The organism is Thermomonas aquatica, from assembly GCF_006337105.1.
Classification (GTDB): Bacteria; Pseudomonadota; Gammaproteobacteria; order Xanthomonadales; family Xanthomonadaceae; genus Thermomonas; species Thermomonas aquatica.
On record NZ_CP040871.1, the window covers coordinates 1654081 to 1670582 of the forward strand.

14 protein-coding genes are annotated in these 16502 nt (G+C 69.8%); 6 read left to right on the forward strand and 8 right to left on the reverse strand.

Translation table 11 applies throughout. The features are described 5' to 3' along the window. Window positions 1-390 precede the first annotated feature (390 nt). The 3 genes from FHQ07_RS07940 to FHQ07_RS07950 are packed head-to-tail and all read left to right on the forward strand — an operon-like array spanning window position 391 to window position 4217. Entirely contained in the window at window positions 391-2589 is a 2199-nt protein-coding gene (locus FHQ07_RS07940; RefSeq protein WP_139716298.1) for a primosomal protein N', read from the forward strand. Between the two features lie 35 nt (window positions 2590-2624). Next, entirely contained in the window at window positions 2625-3566 is a 942-nt protein-coding gene (tal, locus tag FHQ07_RS07945; RefSeq protein ID WP_139716299.1) for a transaldolase, read from the forward strand. A gap of 24 nt (window positions 3567-3590) precedes the next feature. Next, window positions 3591-4217, forward strand: a complete 627-nt coding sequence (locus FHQ07_RS07950) for a trimeric intracellular cation channel family protein (RefSeq protein ID WP_139716300.1) — start codon at window positions 3591-3593, stop codon at window positions 4215-4217. A 63-nt stretch (window positions 4218-4280) separates the two neighbouring features. Here the strand turns inward: FHQ07_RS07950 and rpoH are convergent, their stop codons facing one another. From rpoH to rhlB, 6 genes are all read right to left on the reverse strand, one after another. Beyond that, on the reverse strand, window positions 4281-5159 hold the full coding sequence (gene rpoH, locus FHQ07_RS07955; RefSeq protein ID WP_139716301.1) for an RNA polymerase sigma factor RpoH: 879 nt from the start codon (window positions 5157-5159) through the stop codon (window positions 4281-4283). Between the two features lie 122 nt (window positions 5160-5281). After that, entirely contained in the window at window positions 5282-5989 is a 708-nt protein-coding gene (ung, locus tag FHQ07_RS07960) for a uracil-DNA glycosylase (RefSeq protein WP_139716302.1), read from the reverse strand. After that, a complete protein-coding gene (locus FHQ07_RS07965; RefSeq protein ID WP_139716303.1) occupies window positions 5986-6837 on the reverse strand; it encodes a response regulator in 852 nt (283 codons plus the stop codon). Before FHQ07_RS07965 ends, ung begins: the two co-directional genes overlap by 4 nt. A 2-nt stretch (window positions 6838-6839) precedes the next feature. Beyond that, window positions 6840-7784: a permease-like cell division protein FtsX gene (gene ftsX / locus FHQ07_RS07970; RefSeq protein ID WP_139716304.1), complete on the reverse strand. Its 945-nt coding sequence runs from the start codon at window positions 7782-7784 to the stop codon at window positions 6840-6842. Next, entirely contained in the window at window positions 7777-8466 is a 690-nt protein-coding gene (gene ftsE / locus FHQ07_RS07975) for a cell division ATP-binding protein FtsE (RefSeq protein ID WP_139716305.1), read from the reverse strand. Before ftsE ends, ftsX begins: the two co-directional genes overlap by 8 nt. Before the next feature lie 84 nt (window positions 8467-8550). Beyond that, window positions 8551-10221 (reverse strand): ATP-dependent RNA helicase RhlB, encoded by a 1671-nt coding sequence (rhlB, locus tag FHQ07_RS07980; RefSeq protein ID WP_139716306.1) that lies wholly within the window; start codon window positions 10219-10221, stop codon window positions 8551-8553. Between the two features lie 207 nt (window positions 10222-10428). Between rhlB and trxA the strand changes: the two genes are divergently transcribed. Continuing rightward, window positions 10429-10755 carry a thioredoxin gene (trxA, locus tag FHQ07_RS07985; protein WP_139716307.1) on the forward strand — a complete coding sequence of 109 codons (327 nt, stop codon included), beginning with the start codon at window positions 10429-10431 and terminating at the stop codon, window positions 10753-10755. Between the two features lie 226 nt (window positions 10756-10981). Next, window positions 10982-12673, forward strand: coding sequence for a transcription termination factor Rho (gene rho, locus FHQ07_RS07990; RefSeq protein ID WP_139716308.1), 1692 nt, complete (start codon window positions 10982-10984; stop codon window positions 12671-12673). A 61-nt stretch (window positions 12674-12734) separates the two neighbouring features. Here rho and FHQ07_RS07995 read toward each other — a convergent pair whose 3' ends face one another. Together FHQ07_RS07995 and FHQ07_RS08000 are read right to left on the reverse strand one after the other, a co-directional pair. Beyond that, complete coding sequence (locus tag FHQ07_RS07995; protein ID WP_139716309.1) at window positions 12735-13583, reverse strand: hypothetical protein; 849 nt, start codon at window positions 13581-13583, stop codon at window positions 12735-12737. 83 nt (window positions 13584-13666) lie between these two features. Continuing rightward, on the reverse strand, window positions 13667-14623 hold the full coding sequence (locus FHQ07_RS08000) for a TonB family protein (protein ID WP_168191511.1): 957 nt from the start codon (window positions 14621-14623) through the stop codon (window positions 13667-13669). Between the two features lie 65 nt (window positions 14624-14688). On the opposite strand from FHQ07_RS08000, the gene FHQ07_RS08005 reads away from it, so the two are divergent. Then, the gene (locus tag FHQ07_RS08005) at window positions 14689-16491 is read left to right on the forward strand and encodes a monovalent cation:proton antiporter-2 (CPA2) family protein (protein WP_139716311.1); all 1803 of its coding nucleotides are present in this window, start codon (window positions 14689-14691) and stop codon (window positions 16489-16491) included. The last annotated feature ends 11 nt before the right edge of the window (window positions 16492-16502 follow it).

Here is a 16502-nt window from a genome sequence, read left to right on the forward strand (position 1 = left end):
AAGCGCGGCTCCGCCAGCTGTGACGCGGGCTGTGGGTAAAGCGGTTGTGCACAGGCGTCATAAAAGCTTCACCGCCGGGTGTTCCACGCGTTCCGGACCCCGCATGACAATCGCGTTTCACGGGCAAGCGATTGTTTTTATTGGATTTGTCCTGAATGGCTGTTTTTTCACCAAAGCGTGCGCAGGGCTTGTCGTACGGCCTTCGCGCACCCGCAGGGGGACGCCATGCACAGACTTATCCACAAACGATGTGGATAAAGCAGTTTTCCCAATCAAGACGGCAAGTTACGCGACTTTCATCAGCGCCGGATCAGTTGTGCCGCGCAAACCCGGTTGTGGCGCCATGCGGTCCGCCGCACCCGGCGGAATGGCCTGCTCTAGACTGCCCCGATGCAGGCGCCCCCTACCGTGCTGCGTGTGGCCCTGCCGGTGCCGCTGCAGCGCCTTTTCGACTACCTACCGCCACCCGGCGTACAAGCCGCATCGGTGGCGATCGGCCAGCGCATCCTGGTGCCGTTCGCCGCGCGCGAGCTGGTCGGGATCGTCAGCGGCCACGGCCAGGCCGAAGCCGGTATCGAGCCCAAGCCCGCGCTGGCCCTGCCGGAGGGTGAACCCCTGCTGCAGGGCGAATTGCTGGCCTCGCTGCACTGGCTGGCCGGCTACCTGCACGCACCCTTGGGCGAAGTGCTGGCCGGCGCCTTGCCGGCGGCCTTGCGCCGCGGCGAGCCGCTGCCGGACACCGCCGTCCATGGCTGGCGTTTGAGCGAAGCCGGCCGCACCGCGTTGCCGGCCATGCGCGCCGGCAAGCCGCAGGCGCTGGCGACCCTGCTCGCCGGCATCCGCGACGAAGACTGGCTGGATGGCGAAGCGCCAGGCTGGCGTGCGCCGCTGCGCGCCTTGCGCGAACGCGGGCTGGTCGAGCGCATCGCGCTTGCGATGGACACGCAGGCAACCGAGCCGGGCCGGATTCCCCCCGCCGCCATTTCGCTCAACGCCGAACAACGCAGCGCGTCCGATGCGATCCGCGCCGTCGATGGCTTCGCTGCGTTCCTGCTCGACGGCGTCACCGGCAGCGGCAAGACCGAGGTCTACCTGGACGCGATCGCCGACTGCATCGCGCGCGGCAGGCAGGCGCTGGTGCTGGTGCCGGAAATCGGCCTGACCCCGCAGGCGCTGGCGCGCTTCCGCGCGCGGCTGGGGGTGCCGGTGCATGCGCTGCATTCCGGGCTCAACGACGGCGAACGCGCACGCGCGTGGCTGGCGGCGGCGCGCGGGCAGGCGCGGGTGATCGTCGGCACCCGCTCGGCGGTGTTCGTGCCGCTGCCGGAAGCGGGCGTGATCGTGGTCGACGAGGAACACGACGGCAGCTACAAGCAGTTCGACGGCATCCGCTACCACGCGCGCGATTTCGCCATCGTCCGCGCGCGCGCGCTGGGCGTGCCGGTGGTGCTGGGCAGCGCCACGCCGTCGCTGGAATCGCTGCACAACGCGCAGTCGGGCCGTTATGCGCACCTGCGCTTGCGGCAGCGAGCAGGCGAGGCGAAACCGCCCGCGGTGCGCGTGCTCGATGTGCGCAAGCAGCCGCTGCAGGCCGGCTTGTCGAACGCGGCGCTCGACGCCATCCGCGCCGCACTGGGTGCCGGCGGGCAGGTGCTGGTGTTCAAGAACCGCCGCGGCTACGCGCCGGTGCTGCTCTGCCACGACTGCGGCTGGAGCGCGCATTGCACGCGCTGCGGCACGCCCGACAAGCCCAGCGCGATGACCGTGCACGGCGGCGGCCGGCGCCTGCAATGCCATCACTGCGGACATCGCCGCGCGGTGCCGCTGGCCTGCCCGGATTGCGCCAGCCTGGCGCTGCAAGCGCAGGGCGCGGGCACCGAACGCATCGAGGAAGTATTGAAGGAGCGCTTCCCCGACGCGCCGGTGCTGCGCATCGACCGCGGCAGCTCGCAGCGCCGCGACGCGATCGAACGCCACTTCGCCGAACTCGGTTCAAAGCCCGGCATCCTGGTCGGCACGCAGATGCTGGCCAAGGGCCACGACTTGCCGAACCTCACCCTGGTGGTGGTGGTCGGCGTCGACGAAGGCCTGTTCTCCGCCGACTTCCGCAGCGGCGAAAAGCTCGCGCAACTGCTGATCCAGGTCGCCGGCCGCGCCGGCCGCGCCGACAAGCCGGGCACGGTGCTGGTGCAGACCCACCACCCCGCACATCCGTTGCTGCTGACCCTGATCGCCGGCGGCTACCACGCCTTCGCCGAGGGCGAACTCGCCCTGCGCGAGGCCGCGGATTTCCCGCCGTTCGCGCACCTCGCCCTGCTGCGCGCCGAGGCCAAGCATGCCGATCCGCCGATGCAGTTCCTGCAGCGCGCGAAGGACCTGCTGGGCGATGCGGGGATCGAGATCGCCGGCCCGCTGCCGGCGCCGATGCCGCGCCGCGCCGGCTACCTGCGCGCGCAGCTGATCCTGGCCGCGAGCGAGCGCCGGCGCCTGCATGCCGCGCTCGACGCGCTGATGCCGCGGCTGCAGGCCATGCCGGAAGCACGCAAGCTGCGCTGGTCGCTGGATGTCGATCCGGCGGAACTGTACTGAGCGACAATCGACCGACACATGACGACGCGAATCCCGTGACCAGCCAACTCGAACAACTGCGCCAGTTCTCCGCCGTGGTCGCCGACACCGGCGACATCGAGGCCATCGCCCGCTTCAAGCCGATGGACGCCACCACCAATCCCTCGCTGCTCTTGAAAGCGGCCGCGCTGCCGGCATACGCGCCGCTGCTGGATGCCGCGATCGCCCGGGCCGCCGGCGACGACCGCGTCGGCGACGCCTGCGACCGGCTGGCCGTCGCCATCGGCTGCGAGATCCTCAAGCTGATCCCCGGCCGCGTCTCCACCGAGGTCGATGCGCGGCTGAGCTTCGACACCGAGGCCACCATCGCCAAGGCGCACCGGCTGGTGCAGCTGTATGCGGATGCCGGCATCGGCAGCGACCGACTGCTGATCAAGATCGCCAGCACCTGGGAAGGCATCCGCGCCGCCGAAGCGCTGGAACGCGCAGGCATCCACTGCAACCTCACCCTGCTGTTCTCGTTCGCCCAGGCGGTCGCCTGCGCCGAGGCCGGCGCGTTCCTGATCTCGCCCTTCGTCGGCCGCATCCTCGACTGGCACCTCGCCAACGGCATGCAGAAACCGGCCACGCCGCGGGACGATCCCGGCGTGCAGTCGGTGACGCGCATCTGGCGGCACTACAAGCGCCACGGCTACGCCACCGTGGTGATGGGCGCCAGCTTCCGCAACACCGGCGAAGTGCTGGCGCTGGCCGGCTGCGACCGGCTCACCATCTCGCCGGACCTGCTGGCCGCGCTGGAACAGTCCGATGCCGCGGTCGAACGCGCGCTGGTCGATGCCGGCGAACGCCGCGCGCCGCCCGCGCCACTGGATGAAGCCGCGTTCCGCTGGCAGCACAACGAGGACGCGATGGCGACGGAGAAGCTCGGCGAAGGCATCCGCAAGTTCGCCGCCGACCAGCGCACGCTGGAAGCGCTGGTCGCGCAGCGGATCGCTTGACCGGATCCGGCCGGCCTCCCTGCCGTGTCCTTCGCCCTGCAACTGTTCGACCTGGTCGGCATCTTCGTGTTCGCGTTGAGCGGCGGCGTGCTGGCGGTGCGCCAGCGGCTGGACCTGTTCGGCGTGCTGGTGCTGGCCTGCGCCACCGCGGTCACCGGCGGCATCGTGCGCGACGTGCTGATCGGCGCGATCCCGCCCGCGTCGCTCGCCGACTGGCGTTATCTCGCCACGGCCATGTTCGCCGGCGTGGTGACGTTCTTCCGGCACGGCTCGATCGAGCGCATGCGCAACCCCGTGTTGATGTTCGATGCCGCCGGACTCGCGCTGTACGCCGTGCTCGGCACCGGCAAGGCGCTGGCGTTCGGGCTGTCGCCGTTCGCCGCGACCCTGCTCGGGATCATCACCGGCATCGGCGGCGGCATCGCCCGCGACCTGCTGGTGGCGCGCACGCCGGTGGTCTTGCAGCAGACCGAGTTGTACGCGGTGGCGGCGCTGGCCGGCGGCGGCATCGTCGCGATCGCGCATGCGCTCGGCTGGCCGCAGGCGCCGGCGATGGCGGTCGGCGCGCTGCTGTGCTTCGGCCTGCGCTTCGGCGCGATCCGCCGCGGCTGGCGGCTGCCGGTGGCGCGCGGCACCGACAGCGATTCCTGATCGCCAAACGCGAACGGCCCGGATCGCTCCGGGCCGTGCCGTGTCTTGCATCGATGCCGTGGCTTACGCCGCGAACAGCGCCTTCATCTTCTTCAGCGCGTTGGCCTCGACCTGGCGGATGCGTTCGGCGGAGACGCCGTACTCGTCGGCCAGTTCCTGCAGGGTGACCTTGCTGTCGGCGTCCAGCCAGCGGCGCTTGATGATGTCGCGCGAGCGTTCGTCGAGCTTGGCCATGCCTTCGCGCAGCAGCTCCAGCTGGTTGTCCTCGCTGTCGGCGGATTCGTAGGCGTCGGCCGGGTCCACGTCGTGGGCGACGAGGTAATGGGCCGGCGCCGGCGGGGCGTGGTCGTCGTCGGCATCGTCGGGCGCGTCGAAACCGATGTCGCGGCCGGACAGGCGCGATTCCATCTCCAGCACTTCGCGTTCGCTGACGTTGAGGTCCTTGGCCACCGCGCTGACTTCGGCCGCGTTGAGCCAGCCCAGGCGGGTCTTGCTCTTGCGCAGGTTGAAGAACAGCTTGCGCTGCGCCTTGGTGGTGGCGACTTTCACGATGCGCCAGTTCTTGATGATGTACTCGTGCATCTCGGCACGGATCCAGTGCACCGCGAAGCTGACCAGGCGCACGCCGACGCTGGGGTCGAAGCGCTTCACCGCCTTCATCAGGCCGATGTTGCCTTCCTGCACCAGGTCGCCCAGCTGCAGGCCGTAGCCGCTGTAGCCGCGGGCGACGTGGATGACGAAGCGCAGGTGCGACAGGATCAGTTCCTGCGCGGCGGCGATGTCGTTGTCTTCGCGCAGGCGACGCGCGAGGCGCTGCTCGTCCTCGACGGACAGCACCGGGATCTGGTGCACGGCACCGATGTACGCCTCCATCGAACCGAGCGTGCTCGGGATCGGCAGGTTGTTGGCGACCAATGCTTGGGACATCGAGACCTCGTTCATGTGGGTGATTTTAGCAGTCGCCATATCTGACTGCTAACCCTGCCAAAAGTTCACTAGCGTTCCGTTCATGGAACGATGGGCCGCACCAATCCCCCTCGGCCACACGTCCGTGATGGGGACGATCAGGCCGGGGACAAGGCCCGGGCCGGCGGCAGCGCCCAGTCGATCGGCGCCTGCCCGCTGCGGGCCAGGAACTGGTTGGCGGCGGAGAAATGCTTGCAGCCCAGGAAGCCGCGGTGGGCGGACAGCGGCGAGGGGTGCGGCGCCTTCAACACCCGGTGCCGGCGCGGGTCGATCACCTTGCCCTTGGCCTGGGCGTAGCTGCCCCAGAGCAGGAACACCAGGTTCTCGCGCTCGCGGTTGAGTACGTCGACCACGTGGTCGGTGAAGCCTTCCCAGCCCTTGCCCTGGTGCGAGCCGGGCTGGCCGGCTTCCACCGTCAGCACGCTGTTGAGCAGCAGCACGCCCTGCCGTGCCCACGGCAGCAGGCAACCGTGGTCGGGGCGGACGAAGCCGGTATCGCTGGCCAGCTCCTTGTAGATGTTCTGCAGCGAGGGCGGGACCTCGACCCCGGGCAACACCGAAAAACACAGGCCGTGCGCCTGGCCCGGCCCGTGGTAGGGATCCTGGCCGAGGATCACCACTTTCACCGCATCGAACGGGGTGGCGTCGAAGGCGGCGAAGATGTCGGCGCCGGCCGGATAGACGGTGGCGCCGGCGGCCTTGCGCTGGCGCAGGAAGGCGGACAGCTGCTGCATCTCCGCGCGCGCGAACCAGTCGCCGACGCGCGCTTTCCAGCTGGGTTCGAGGCGGACCGGGTGGTCGCTCAAGCCCTTGCGCTTCCCGGCTCCGGCAACTTGGCCAGCCGCAGCTGGAACAGCACCTTGGTCACCAGCAGGCGTTCCTCGATCGGCTTCAGCACCAGGTCGTTGGCGCCTTCGCGCAGCAGCGCGGCCTGGTTCTCGCGGTTGTCGTCGCCGGTCATCATCACCATCGGCAGCCGGCGCTTGCCGTAGCCGAAGGCGCCGCGCAGCTGGTTGAGCAGGTCGCGGCCGCTGAGCACGCCCTTGAGGTAGACGTCGCTGAGCACGAGGTCGGCGCCGACGTCGCCGTCGCTGCGCCCGCGGAACTTGTGCAGGTGGTCCAGCGCCTCTTCCACGCTCACCACGTGCAGCACCTGCATCGCCTGGCGCGCCAGCATGCGCTTGGTCGCCGCCGCGACCACCTTGCTGTCCTCGACGTAGAGCACGCGCGCGCCTTCGATCGCCACCGGCTGCACGTAGCCGCGGATGAACGCCGCCAGCGCGCCATGGCCCAGGCTCTTGTCGAAATAGTCGGTGACGTCCTCGGTGAAGGCGCGGGTCTCCAGCGCTTCCTGGGCATTGCCGGAGACCACGATCACCGGCACGTAGGCCTGGCCCGCGGCTTCGCGCACGACCCTGGCCAATGCCAGTCCGTCGCCATCGGGCAGGACCAGCGCGGTGGTCACCAGGTCCACGCCGCCCTCGGCGAGCACCGCGCGGGCCTCGTCCAGGCCGGCGCAGCCGATCACTTCGGCGTTCGGCAATTCGCGCAGCAGGGTGTCGCCGATCAGCTTGCGCACCAGCTTGCTGCCATCGACCACCATCACCCGCGGCGCATCGCTCACCACATGGCGCAGGTCCTGTCCGGCCGCCATCCTCAGGTCTCCGTCGGGCGGGTCTGCCGCAGGTAGTGGCCGGTCACCAGGCCGGCGCCCAGCCAGCCCAGCAGCCCCGCGCCGACCAGCACGCAGGCCGCCGGCAGCGGATCCAGCCCGCGCAGGGCGAAACTGCTGCCGTATTCGGCGGAAAGATCGGCCAGCGGCTGGCGCAGGGCCAGCCATGCCGCGGTCAGCACCGCCAGCGCCAGCGCGCCCGCGGCCAGGCCGTACCAGGCGCCGAGATAGAGGAAGGGACGACGCACGAAGCCGTCGCTGGCACCCAGCAGTTGCAACACGCCGATCTCCTCGCGCCGCGACTGGATGTCCAGGCGCACGGTATTGCCCACCACCAGCAACGCACCCAGGCCGAGCAATGCGGCCAGCACCAGCACCGCGCGGCCGCCGAAGCGCAGCCAGGCGTCGAGGCGTTTGCGCCAGACCGCGTCGTGCTGCACGCGTTCGGCCTCGGGCAGGGTCTTCAACGAATCCGCCAGCAGCAGCTCATCGCCGCGCGGGGTGACCCGCAACACGCTGGGCAATGCGGCCTGCGCCGCATCGGCGCCGAGGGCATCGATCGCCTCGGCCAGGTCCGGCCGCGCGCGCAGCTGCTCCAGCGCCTGCGCCGGGGTCACCAGTTCCACGTGCGCCACGTCGCCGCGCGCGCGCAGCGCGTCGGCGAGCGCCCGTGCCGGTGCCGCCCCGACATCCTGCTTCAGGAACACCGCGATCTCGCGCGACTCGCGCACTTCGCCGCCGAGCCGCGCCATGTTGCCGAGCACCACCCACAGCCCCAGCGGCAATGCCAGCGCCACCGCCATCACGCCGATGGTGAGCAGGGTCGCCCACGGCTTGCGCAGCAGCCGGCCCAGGCTGGCGACGATGCTGTAGCCGTGGTGGTCCAGCCAGGCGCCGAAGCGGCTGGAATGGGTGGCGCGATCATTCATCCGCCAGGTCCTCCGGCGAGATGTCGTCCACCAATTGCCCGTGGTCCAGTACCAGCACCCGCTTGCGCATGCGCTTGACCAGGCCCAGGTCATGGCTGGCGACCAGCACGCTGGTGCCGCGCTCCGGCAACGAGGCGAACAAGGCCATGATCTCCGCCGACAGGGTCGGGTCGAGGTTGCCGGTCGGCTCGTCGGCCACCAGCATCGCCGGCTCGGCGATCACCGCGCGGGCGATGCCGACCCGCTGCTGCTCGCCCGCCGACAATTGCGAAGGCAGGGCGCGCTCGCGCGGCGCCAGGCCGAGGCGGTCCAGGATCGAACGCACGCGCTTGCCGATCTCGCCGCGCCTCATCCCGCGCAGCACCAGCGGCAAGGCCACGTTCTCGGCCACGCTGCGGTCCATCAGCAACTGGTGGTTCTGGTAGACCACGCCGACATTGCGCCGATGGTGGGCGATGCGGCCGCCGCGCACCTTCAGCAGGTTGCGCTCGGAAAACAGCACCGCGCCGCGGCTGGGGCGTTCGGCCAGCTGGATCAGCTTGAGCAGGGTGCTCTTGCCGGCGCCGGAATGGCCGGTGATGAACAGCATCTCGCCGGCCGCGACCGAGAAGCTGACGTCAGCCAGGGCGGCATGGCCTCCCGGGTATTGCTTGCTGACGTTGTCGAAACGCAGGACCGTCATGCGCGGGCGTCGTGCGGGGGAAGTCCGCAGTATCGCCCGTGGCGCTGGCGACGACCAGCGCGGGCGGGTCGAAGCGCGATGCGCTCAGTGCTGCTTGCTGGGCGAACGGGTCACCAGCGATTTCAGGCCGCGGCCGATGCGGCTCAGCAACGAAGGCTGCGCGGCTGGCGCGGTCGCGGACGAAGGGGTTGCCGCGGCCTGCTGCGGCTGCGCGATCGCCTCGCCGTTCTCCAGGCGCTGGCCGCCGCGACGGCGGCGGCGCTTGCGCGCCGGGCGCTCGCCCTCGGCCGCTGCCGGCTTCGGCGTGGCCGGCGCCGCGGCAACGGCAGGCGCGGCGGCGACGGCATCGCCCTCCACGCGCGGCTTGCGCGGCGGACGCGGGCCGCGCTCGCGGCGCTCGCCGGAATCGGGACGCGGGCCACTGCGCTCGCCGCGGCCGCCCGGGCGACCGCCGCTGCGGCCACCGCCGCGCTTGGCATCCTCGGCGGCGCGCGCCTCGCGCACTTCCCTGAAGATCTCGCCGATGCTCTCGCCTTCCTCGGCCTGCAACTCCACGCCCTCGCGCGGCTTGCGCGGCAGCGCGGTCAGCAGCTCCTGGGTCACCGGCTCGGACGGGATCTTCTGCTCGATGTAGGCCTCGATGTCCGGCAGCGACATCGCGTAGCGCTCGCAGGCGAAGCTGATCGCGTCGCCCTCGGCGCCGAGGCGGGCGGTGCGGCCGATGCGGTGCACGTAATCCTCGGCATCGAACGGCAGGTCGTAGTTGTAGACGTGCGAGACGCCGTCGATGTGCAGGCCGCGCGCGGCCACGTCGGTGGCGACCAGCAGCTCCAGCTGGCCGGCCTGGAACTTCTTCAGCAGCGATTCGCGCTTCTTCTGCGGCACGTCGCCGCTGAGCACGCCGACCCGGTAGCCGGCGCGCTCCAGCGCGCGCGCGACGCGCTCGACGAAGGCCTTGGTGTTGACGAAGACCATGGTGCGCGCGCCCTCGCTGCGCGACAGCAGGCCGATCAGCAGCGGGATCTTCTCCTCGTCGGCCGGGTAGTACAGCTTCTGGCGGACCCGCGCGGCGGTGATCGATTCGGTTTCGACGACGAGCTTCTCGGGCTCGTTCATGTGCTCGTAGGCCAGCTCCAGCACGCGGTGGCTGAGGGTGGCGGAGAACAGCAGGGTCTGGCGCTCGGTGCGCACCGGCATGCGCCGCAGCAGGAAGCGGATGTCCTTGATGAAGCCGAGGTCGAACATGCGGTCGGCCTCGTCCAGCACGCACATCTCGCAGGCGTGCAGGCTGACCACCTTGTGCTGCTTGACGTAGTCGATCAGCCGGCCGGGGGTGGCGATGATGATGTCGGCGCCCTTCTGCAGCTGCTCGCGCTGCTTGTCGTAGTCCACGCCGCCGTACACCAGCGCGAACTTCAGGCCGAGGTCGGAGGCGAATTTCACCGCGTCCTTGTGGATCTGGATCGCCAGTTCGCGGGTGGGGGCGAGGATCAGCGCGCGCGGGTCTTCGGGCTTGCGGTCGGCCAGCGCCGGGCGCTTGAGCAGGCGGTCGATCACCGCGACCAGGAAGGCCAGGGTCTTGCCGGTGCCGGTCTGCGCCTGGCCGGCCACGTCGCGGCCGTTCAGCGCCAGCGGCAGGGTCAGCGCCTGGATCGGCGTGCAGCGGGTGAAGCCGGCGGCCTCAAGCCCGGCAAGCAAGGCCGGATGCAGGTCGAAGGAGGAAAAGGTGATGTCGGTCAGGGGTTTGTCGGACACGGCGGCGGCCTCTGGCGGCGCGGCTGGCGTGTCCTTCGGAACATCGCGTTGCACGGTCGCACTTGTATGAATGGGGGGCAGCCACGCAGACTGTCCGGGAGATTCCGGGGCTGTTGATTCCCGGCACGGCACCTTGAAAGACACGGTGCATCCCCACAGTTTACCACCCCGGGCGCAGTCGCCCTGCGCCCCCGCCCTGGAACCGCCATGACCGATACCGTTCTGCACGCCACCGACGCCGACTTCGCCGACCAGGTACTGGCCTCCGACCAGCCGGTGCTGGTGGATTTCTGGGCGCCGTGGTGCGGCCCGTGCAAGATGATCGCGCCGGCGCTGGACGAGCTGGCCGGCACCTATGCCGGCCGCGCCAAGATCGTCAAGGTCGACGTCGACCAGAACCAGCAGACCGCGCTCAAGTACCACGTGCGCAGCATCCCGATGCTGCTGCTGTTCAAGGGCGGCCAGGTCCAGGCCACCCAGATCGGCGCGGTCGGCAAGGGCCAGCTGGCGCAGATGATCGACAAGTCGCTCTGATTCCAGCCGACCTGCAAGGCTGAACCCATCGCGCCCGGCGGCTCACCCGGGCGCCGGGCTGAACGCCCGCCTCCTCCGCCTGTTGCGCGCCATGCCGCGCCAGTGCTAGTTTTCCGCCCGACCCGGCGCCGATCCACCGCCTTGCAGGCGCGCCGCACCCCATCTGATTCCCTTCCCAGCCCCACCTGCAACGGGTGGGCTCGCAACGCAAGCGAGGATTTTTCCCTTGTCCGACCCGACCAACGACGCCACCGGCGAACCCGCCGAGAAGCGCGTGCGCAAGACCCGCGTGGCCAAACCCAAGGACACGCTGACCGTTCCCCCGATCGAAGACGCCAAGCCGGCGCCGCCCGCGGAACCCGCGCAGGCCGCCCCCGCCAGCCACGCATCGGCCGCCGCGCCTCCGCAGGCGACCGCATCCGAGACGCCGCCAGCCCAAGGTGGCGGCGATGCCGCTGGCGGCCAGGGTGACGGCGGCGAAGGCTTCCAGCCGCGCGACGGCCAGCAGCGCCACGGCAACAACCGCCGCGAGCGCTTCAAGAACCGCCGCGACCGCCAGCGCGAGCGCTATCGCGACAACGGCATGCAGGACGAAGGCGGCAACGGCGAGAACTTCGTGCCGCGCCCGCACCCGCAGGTGCCGGAAGGCTTCCCCACCTATTCGCTGGGCGACCTCAAGCGGATGCCGGCGCCGAAGCTGCTGGACATCGCCGAGCAGCTGCAGATCACCGACGGCGTGTCGCGCGCGCGCAAGCAGGACATCATCTTCGCCATCCTCAAGGTGCTGACCCGCCACGGCGAAGGCGTGCAGGCCGACGGCGTGCTGGAAATCCTGCCGGACGGCTTCGGCTTCCTGCGCGCGGCCGAGGCCAGCTACCTGGCCGGCCCGGACGACACCTACATCTCGCCCTCGCAGATCCGCCGCTTCAACCTGCGCACCGGCGACCACATCTCCGGCCGCATCCGCTGGCCGAAGGACGGCGAGCGCTACTTCGCGCTGAACATCGTCGACACCATCAACGGCGAGCCGCTGGAAGCCAGCAAGAACAAGGCGCTGTTCGAGAACCTCACCCCGCTGTTCCCGCGCAAGCGCTTCAAGCTGGAGCGCGGCGACGGTTCGTCCGAAGACATCACCGGCCGCATCCTCGATTTGATGGCCCCGCAGGGCAAGGGCCAGCGCGCGCTGATCGTGTCGCCGCCGAAGGCCGGCAAGACGATGATGATGCAGCAGATCGCCACCGCGATCACCACCAATCATCCGGACGTGCACCTGATCGTGCTGCTGATCGACGAGCGCCCGGAAGAAGTGACCGAAATGCAGCGCACCGTGCGCGGCGAAGTCATTTCCTCCACCTTCGACGAACCCGCCGCGCGACACGTGCAGGTCGCCGAAATGGTGATCGAGCGCGCCAAGCGCCTGGTCGAGCACAAGCGCGACGTGGTGATCCTGCTCGACTCGATCACCCGCCTCGCCCGCGCCTACAACAACGTGCTGCCGAGCAGCGGCAAGGTGCTGACCGGCGGCGTGGACTCCAACGCCCTGCATCGCCCGAAGCGCTTCTTCGGCGCCGCGCGCAACGTGGAGGAAGGCGGCAGCCTGACCATCATCGCCACCGCGCTGGTCGATACCGGCAGCGCGATGGACAAGGTGATCTACGAGGAGTTCAAGGGCACCGGCAACAGCGAAGTGCACCTGGACCGGCGCATCACCGAGAAGCGCGTGTACCCGGCGATCGGCGTCAACCTGTCCGGCACCCGTCGCGAGGACCTGCTGATCGAACCGGAGCTGCTGCAGAAGATCTGGATCCTGCGCAAGCTGCTGCACCCGATGGACGAGATCGCGGCGATGGAGTTTTTGCTGGACAAGATGAAGAACACCAAGTCCAACGACGAGTTCTTCAGTTCGATGAAGCGCTGAGCCGCATCGCCGGCAAGCGAAAAGCCCCGCAGTGCGGGGCTTTTCTTTGTCGCCGTGCCCGTCATTCCTCGACGTTGCTCAAGTCGGCCTCCATGTAGCGCCAGCCGCCGCCGTCGCGCTGCAGCAACACGCGGCCGCGGCGCAGGATGTCGTCGCGATCCTTGCCCTCCACCCACAGCACCGCGTTGTCGCCGTCGATGCGCCCGCTGAGGACCTTGGCCTCGACCGGGGTGCCGTCGCGCAGGTCCTTGAGTGCGGCCTTGACGTCGTCCTGGTCGTCGGACTTGATCCGCCAGCCGTTGTAGTCGCCGCCGACCAGCGTGCGCAGCACCGGCAGGTCGCCCTTCGCCACCGCGGCGATCCAGCTGCGATACGCCTTCGCCGGCTCGCCGCCATCCGCGGGCAACGGCTTGCCGGGCGACGGCGTGATCGCGGCGTCGAACACCAGGTCGAAGTCGTAGGTCTCGCCGAAGAAGTCGTCGGGCTCGGCCAGCACCCAGCGCCCGGCGATGCGGCCTGCGGGGGCCGCCTGCAGCTTGAACTCGCCGTAGCCGGAGGAATTGAACGAAGCGTTCGGCTTGTTGTGCGAGAAATACAGGCCGCACTCGCCGCCCTCGGCATCGATGCAGACGCGCACGTAGCCGGCGCTGCCGTCGCCCATCTGCGCTTCCGCCGCGCTGCTGGCGTGGAAGGCGCCCGCGATCTTCGCCGCGTCCAGCGGCACGTCGCTGAGGTAGACGAAGGTGCGGTCGCCGCCGTCGTCTTCCTCGTTCGCCACCGCGATCGCGTACTTCACCTCGAGGCGCACCTCGCCCTTGCGGAAATGGCCGCTGCCGCGATCCGCGGCGTTCGCCGCCAGCGCCAACCCCAGCAAGGCCAGGCCGATGCCGAATCCCGATGTCCTGCGCATGGTCGCCTCCCGCGTGATTCCCGCCGATACGGGGGCAACGCGAAGCGGGCGGCGGAGCGGCCTATCGCACCGATGCGGCGCGGTTACAGGGACTTGCCGATCACGCTCTTGTCCCCGAGCGCGAACGGCGAGGTCCCGGCGATGAACTCGCCGCTGCCCAGATCGGAAACGCCGATCGCCTGTTCGCCTTCGCCGCCGAGCAGCCACGGTACCGGGTAGTTCGGCCCGCGGAATTCGCGGCGCCAGCTGCCGACCAGCGGATCGCCCTTCCTGCCCGGCGACGACAGCGCGTAATCGACCGGGATCCGCACCGTGAGATCGCTGGGCTTCAGGGCGGCCGGGTCTTTCGCCTGCACCTTGAACGTCCATTTCGCCGCCGCGGACGACGCGTTCTTCTCCAGCATGACACGGGCGCGATCCAGCAGCTCGGGGCGCCCCTTCACGTTGAGCAGGCTGGATTGCGACGCGAAGACTTCCGCCACCGTGCCGTCGGGGTTGAGCCTCAGGTTCAGCAGCACCATGCCCTCGACACCCGCCATCTGCAGGCCCTTCGGGTAGCCCGGCGGCGCCAGCTTGATCGAAGTGATCTCGACAGGCTGGCTCGGGGGCATGGCATCGTCCAGCGTCGTCAGGGTCTTGCCCTGCTCGGCCAGCGCCTTCTTCGATGCGAGCTGCGCTTCGTAGTCTTCCTTGCTGTAGGGCGTGAACACGACATTGTCCACGCGGACTTCATAACCGCCCTTGGTCTCGGTAGCCGCCAAGGTGATGCGCATCGGCGTCTTCGCGTTCACCGGCTTGCCATCCACCAGCACCGGCTTGAATTGCCATCCCGGCACCGCCTTCGCCACCAGAGCCTGGATCTTGGGATCCAGCCTGGTACGGATCCTGTACGCCTGCACCTGTCCTTCGGGCCCGATGTTCAACTCGCCGTCGATGCGCAGCGTCACCACGCTCTCGCCTTCCGCGATCTGCAGCTTGGTCGCCGCCGTGGCGCCTGCGGCCGCAACCATCGCCGCCGCCAATACGATCGAACGCAACATCCGGCATCCCCATGGGCCATCGACTGCCCGCAGTATATTGCCGGAGCATTCCCACTGGACTTCACATGCACGGCGGCGGTCTTGAACTCGCATTGGTGTTCCTGCTCGCGGCGGTGGTCGCGGTGCCGGTGTTCAAGCGCTTCGGGCTGGGCGCGGTGCTCGGCTACCTGGCCGCCGGCGCCTTGCTGGGGCCGCATGCGTTGCGGCTGGTGGCCGATGCCGGGCCGGTGCTGGCGGCCAGCGAGATCGGCGTGGTGATGCTGCTGTTCGTGATCGGGCTGGAGCTGTCGCTGCCGCGGCTGAAGGTGATGCGCAAGCCGATCTTCGGCGTGGGCGGCCTGCAGGTGCTGCTCTGCGGCGGCGTGCTGGCGGCGCTGGCGATGGGCAACGGCATGGGCTGGAAAACCGCGATCATCGTCGGCGCGGGCCTTGCCCTGTCGTCGACCGCGGTCGGCTTGCAGCTGCTCTCCGAGCGCAAGGAACTGGTGGCCGAACACGGACGGCTGGCGTTCGCCGTGCTGCTGTTCCAGGACCTGGCGGCGATCCCGCTGCTGGCGGCGATCCCGCTGCTCGGCACGCATGCCGCCAGCGAAGGCGGTTCCTCGTGGCTGGCCGTCGCCAAGGCGGTCGCGGCGATCGCCGCGCTGGTGCTCGGCGGCCGCTACCTGCTGCGGCACCTGTTCCGGGCGATCGCGCGGACCGGCATGCCGGAGGTGTTCACCGCCGCGGCCTTGCTGGTGGTGCTGGGCAGCGCGTGGCTGATGCAGCTTGCCGGCCTGAGCGCCGGCCTGGGCGCGTTCCTGGCCGGCGTGCTGCTGGCCGAATCCGAATACCGGCACGAGCTGGAAGCGCAGATCAAGCCGTTCGAGGGCCTGCTGCTGGGCCTGTTCTTCATGGCCGTGGGCATGAGCATCGACCTGCAGCGGATCGCCAGCGAACCGGCGGCGATCGCGGCCGGGGTCGCCGTGCTGCTGGCGGTGAAGTTCGCCTTGCTGTTCGGCTTGGGCCTGCGCCCCGGCAAGCTCGACGTGCGCGGGGCGCTGCTGCTGGGCGGCGTGCTCGCGCTGGGCGGCGAATTCGCCTTCGTGGTGTTCGGCGAGGCGGCGAAGGCGGGGCTGCTCGAGGCCGCGCAACGCGACCGCCTGGTCGCCATCGTCGGCCTGTCGATGGCGGTCACGCCGCTGCTGCTGATGCTGATCACGCGCTTCGCGCCGCGCACCGACAAGCGCGCGAAGCGGGCCTTCGACGAGATCCCGGACGAACACCCGCAGGTGCTGATCGCCGGCTTCGGCCGCTTCGGGCAGATCGTGGCGCGCCTGCTGTGGGCGCAGAAGATCCCGTTCATCGCCATCGATCCGGATGTCGAGCAGGTGGATTTCTTCCGCCGCTTCGGCAACCAGATCTACTACGGCGACCCGACCCATCCCGAGTTGCTGCGCTCGGCCGGCGCGGCTCGGGTCAAGGTGTTCGTGGTGGCGATCGACAGCGTCGAGGAATCGACCGCGATGGTGCGCTTGCTGCGCAACCAGTATCCGGACGCGCATGTGCTGGCGCGCGCGCGCGACCGCCGCCACGCCTGGCAGTTGCTCGACCTGGGCGCGCGCGCGTTCCGCGAGCTGTTCGGCAGCAGCCTGGAGATGGGCCGCGAGGTGCTGGTCGCGCTGGGCCTGGATCCGGCGCAGGCCGAGGATCGCGCGCGCCGCTTCCGTGCCTTCGACGAAAAGGTGCTCGATGCGCAGCGGCTGATGCAGGACGACGAGGATGCGCTGATCCAGAGCGCGCAGGATGCGCGCCGCGAACTGGCCGAGCTGTTCGAGGCGGACGCGGGCGAAGGCGCGCTGGGGCGGATCGTCGAGCGCGAGGACTGAAACCCGCGATG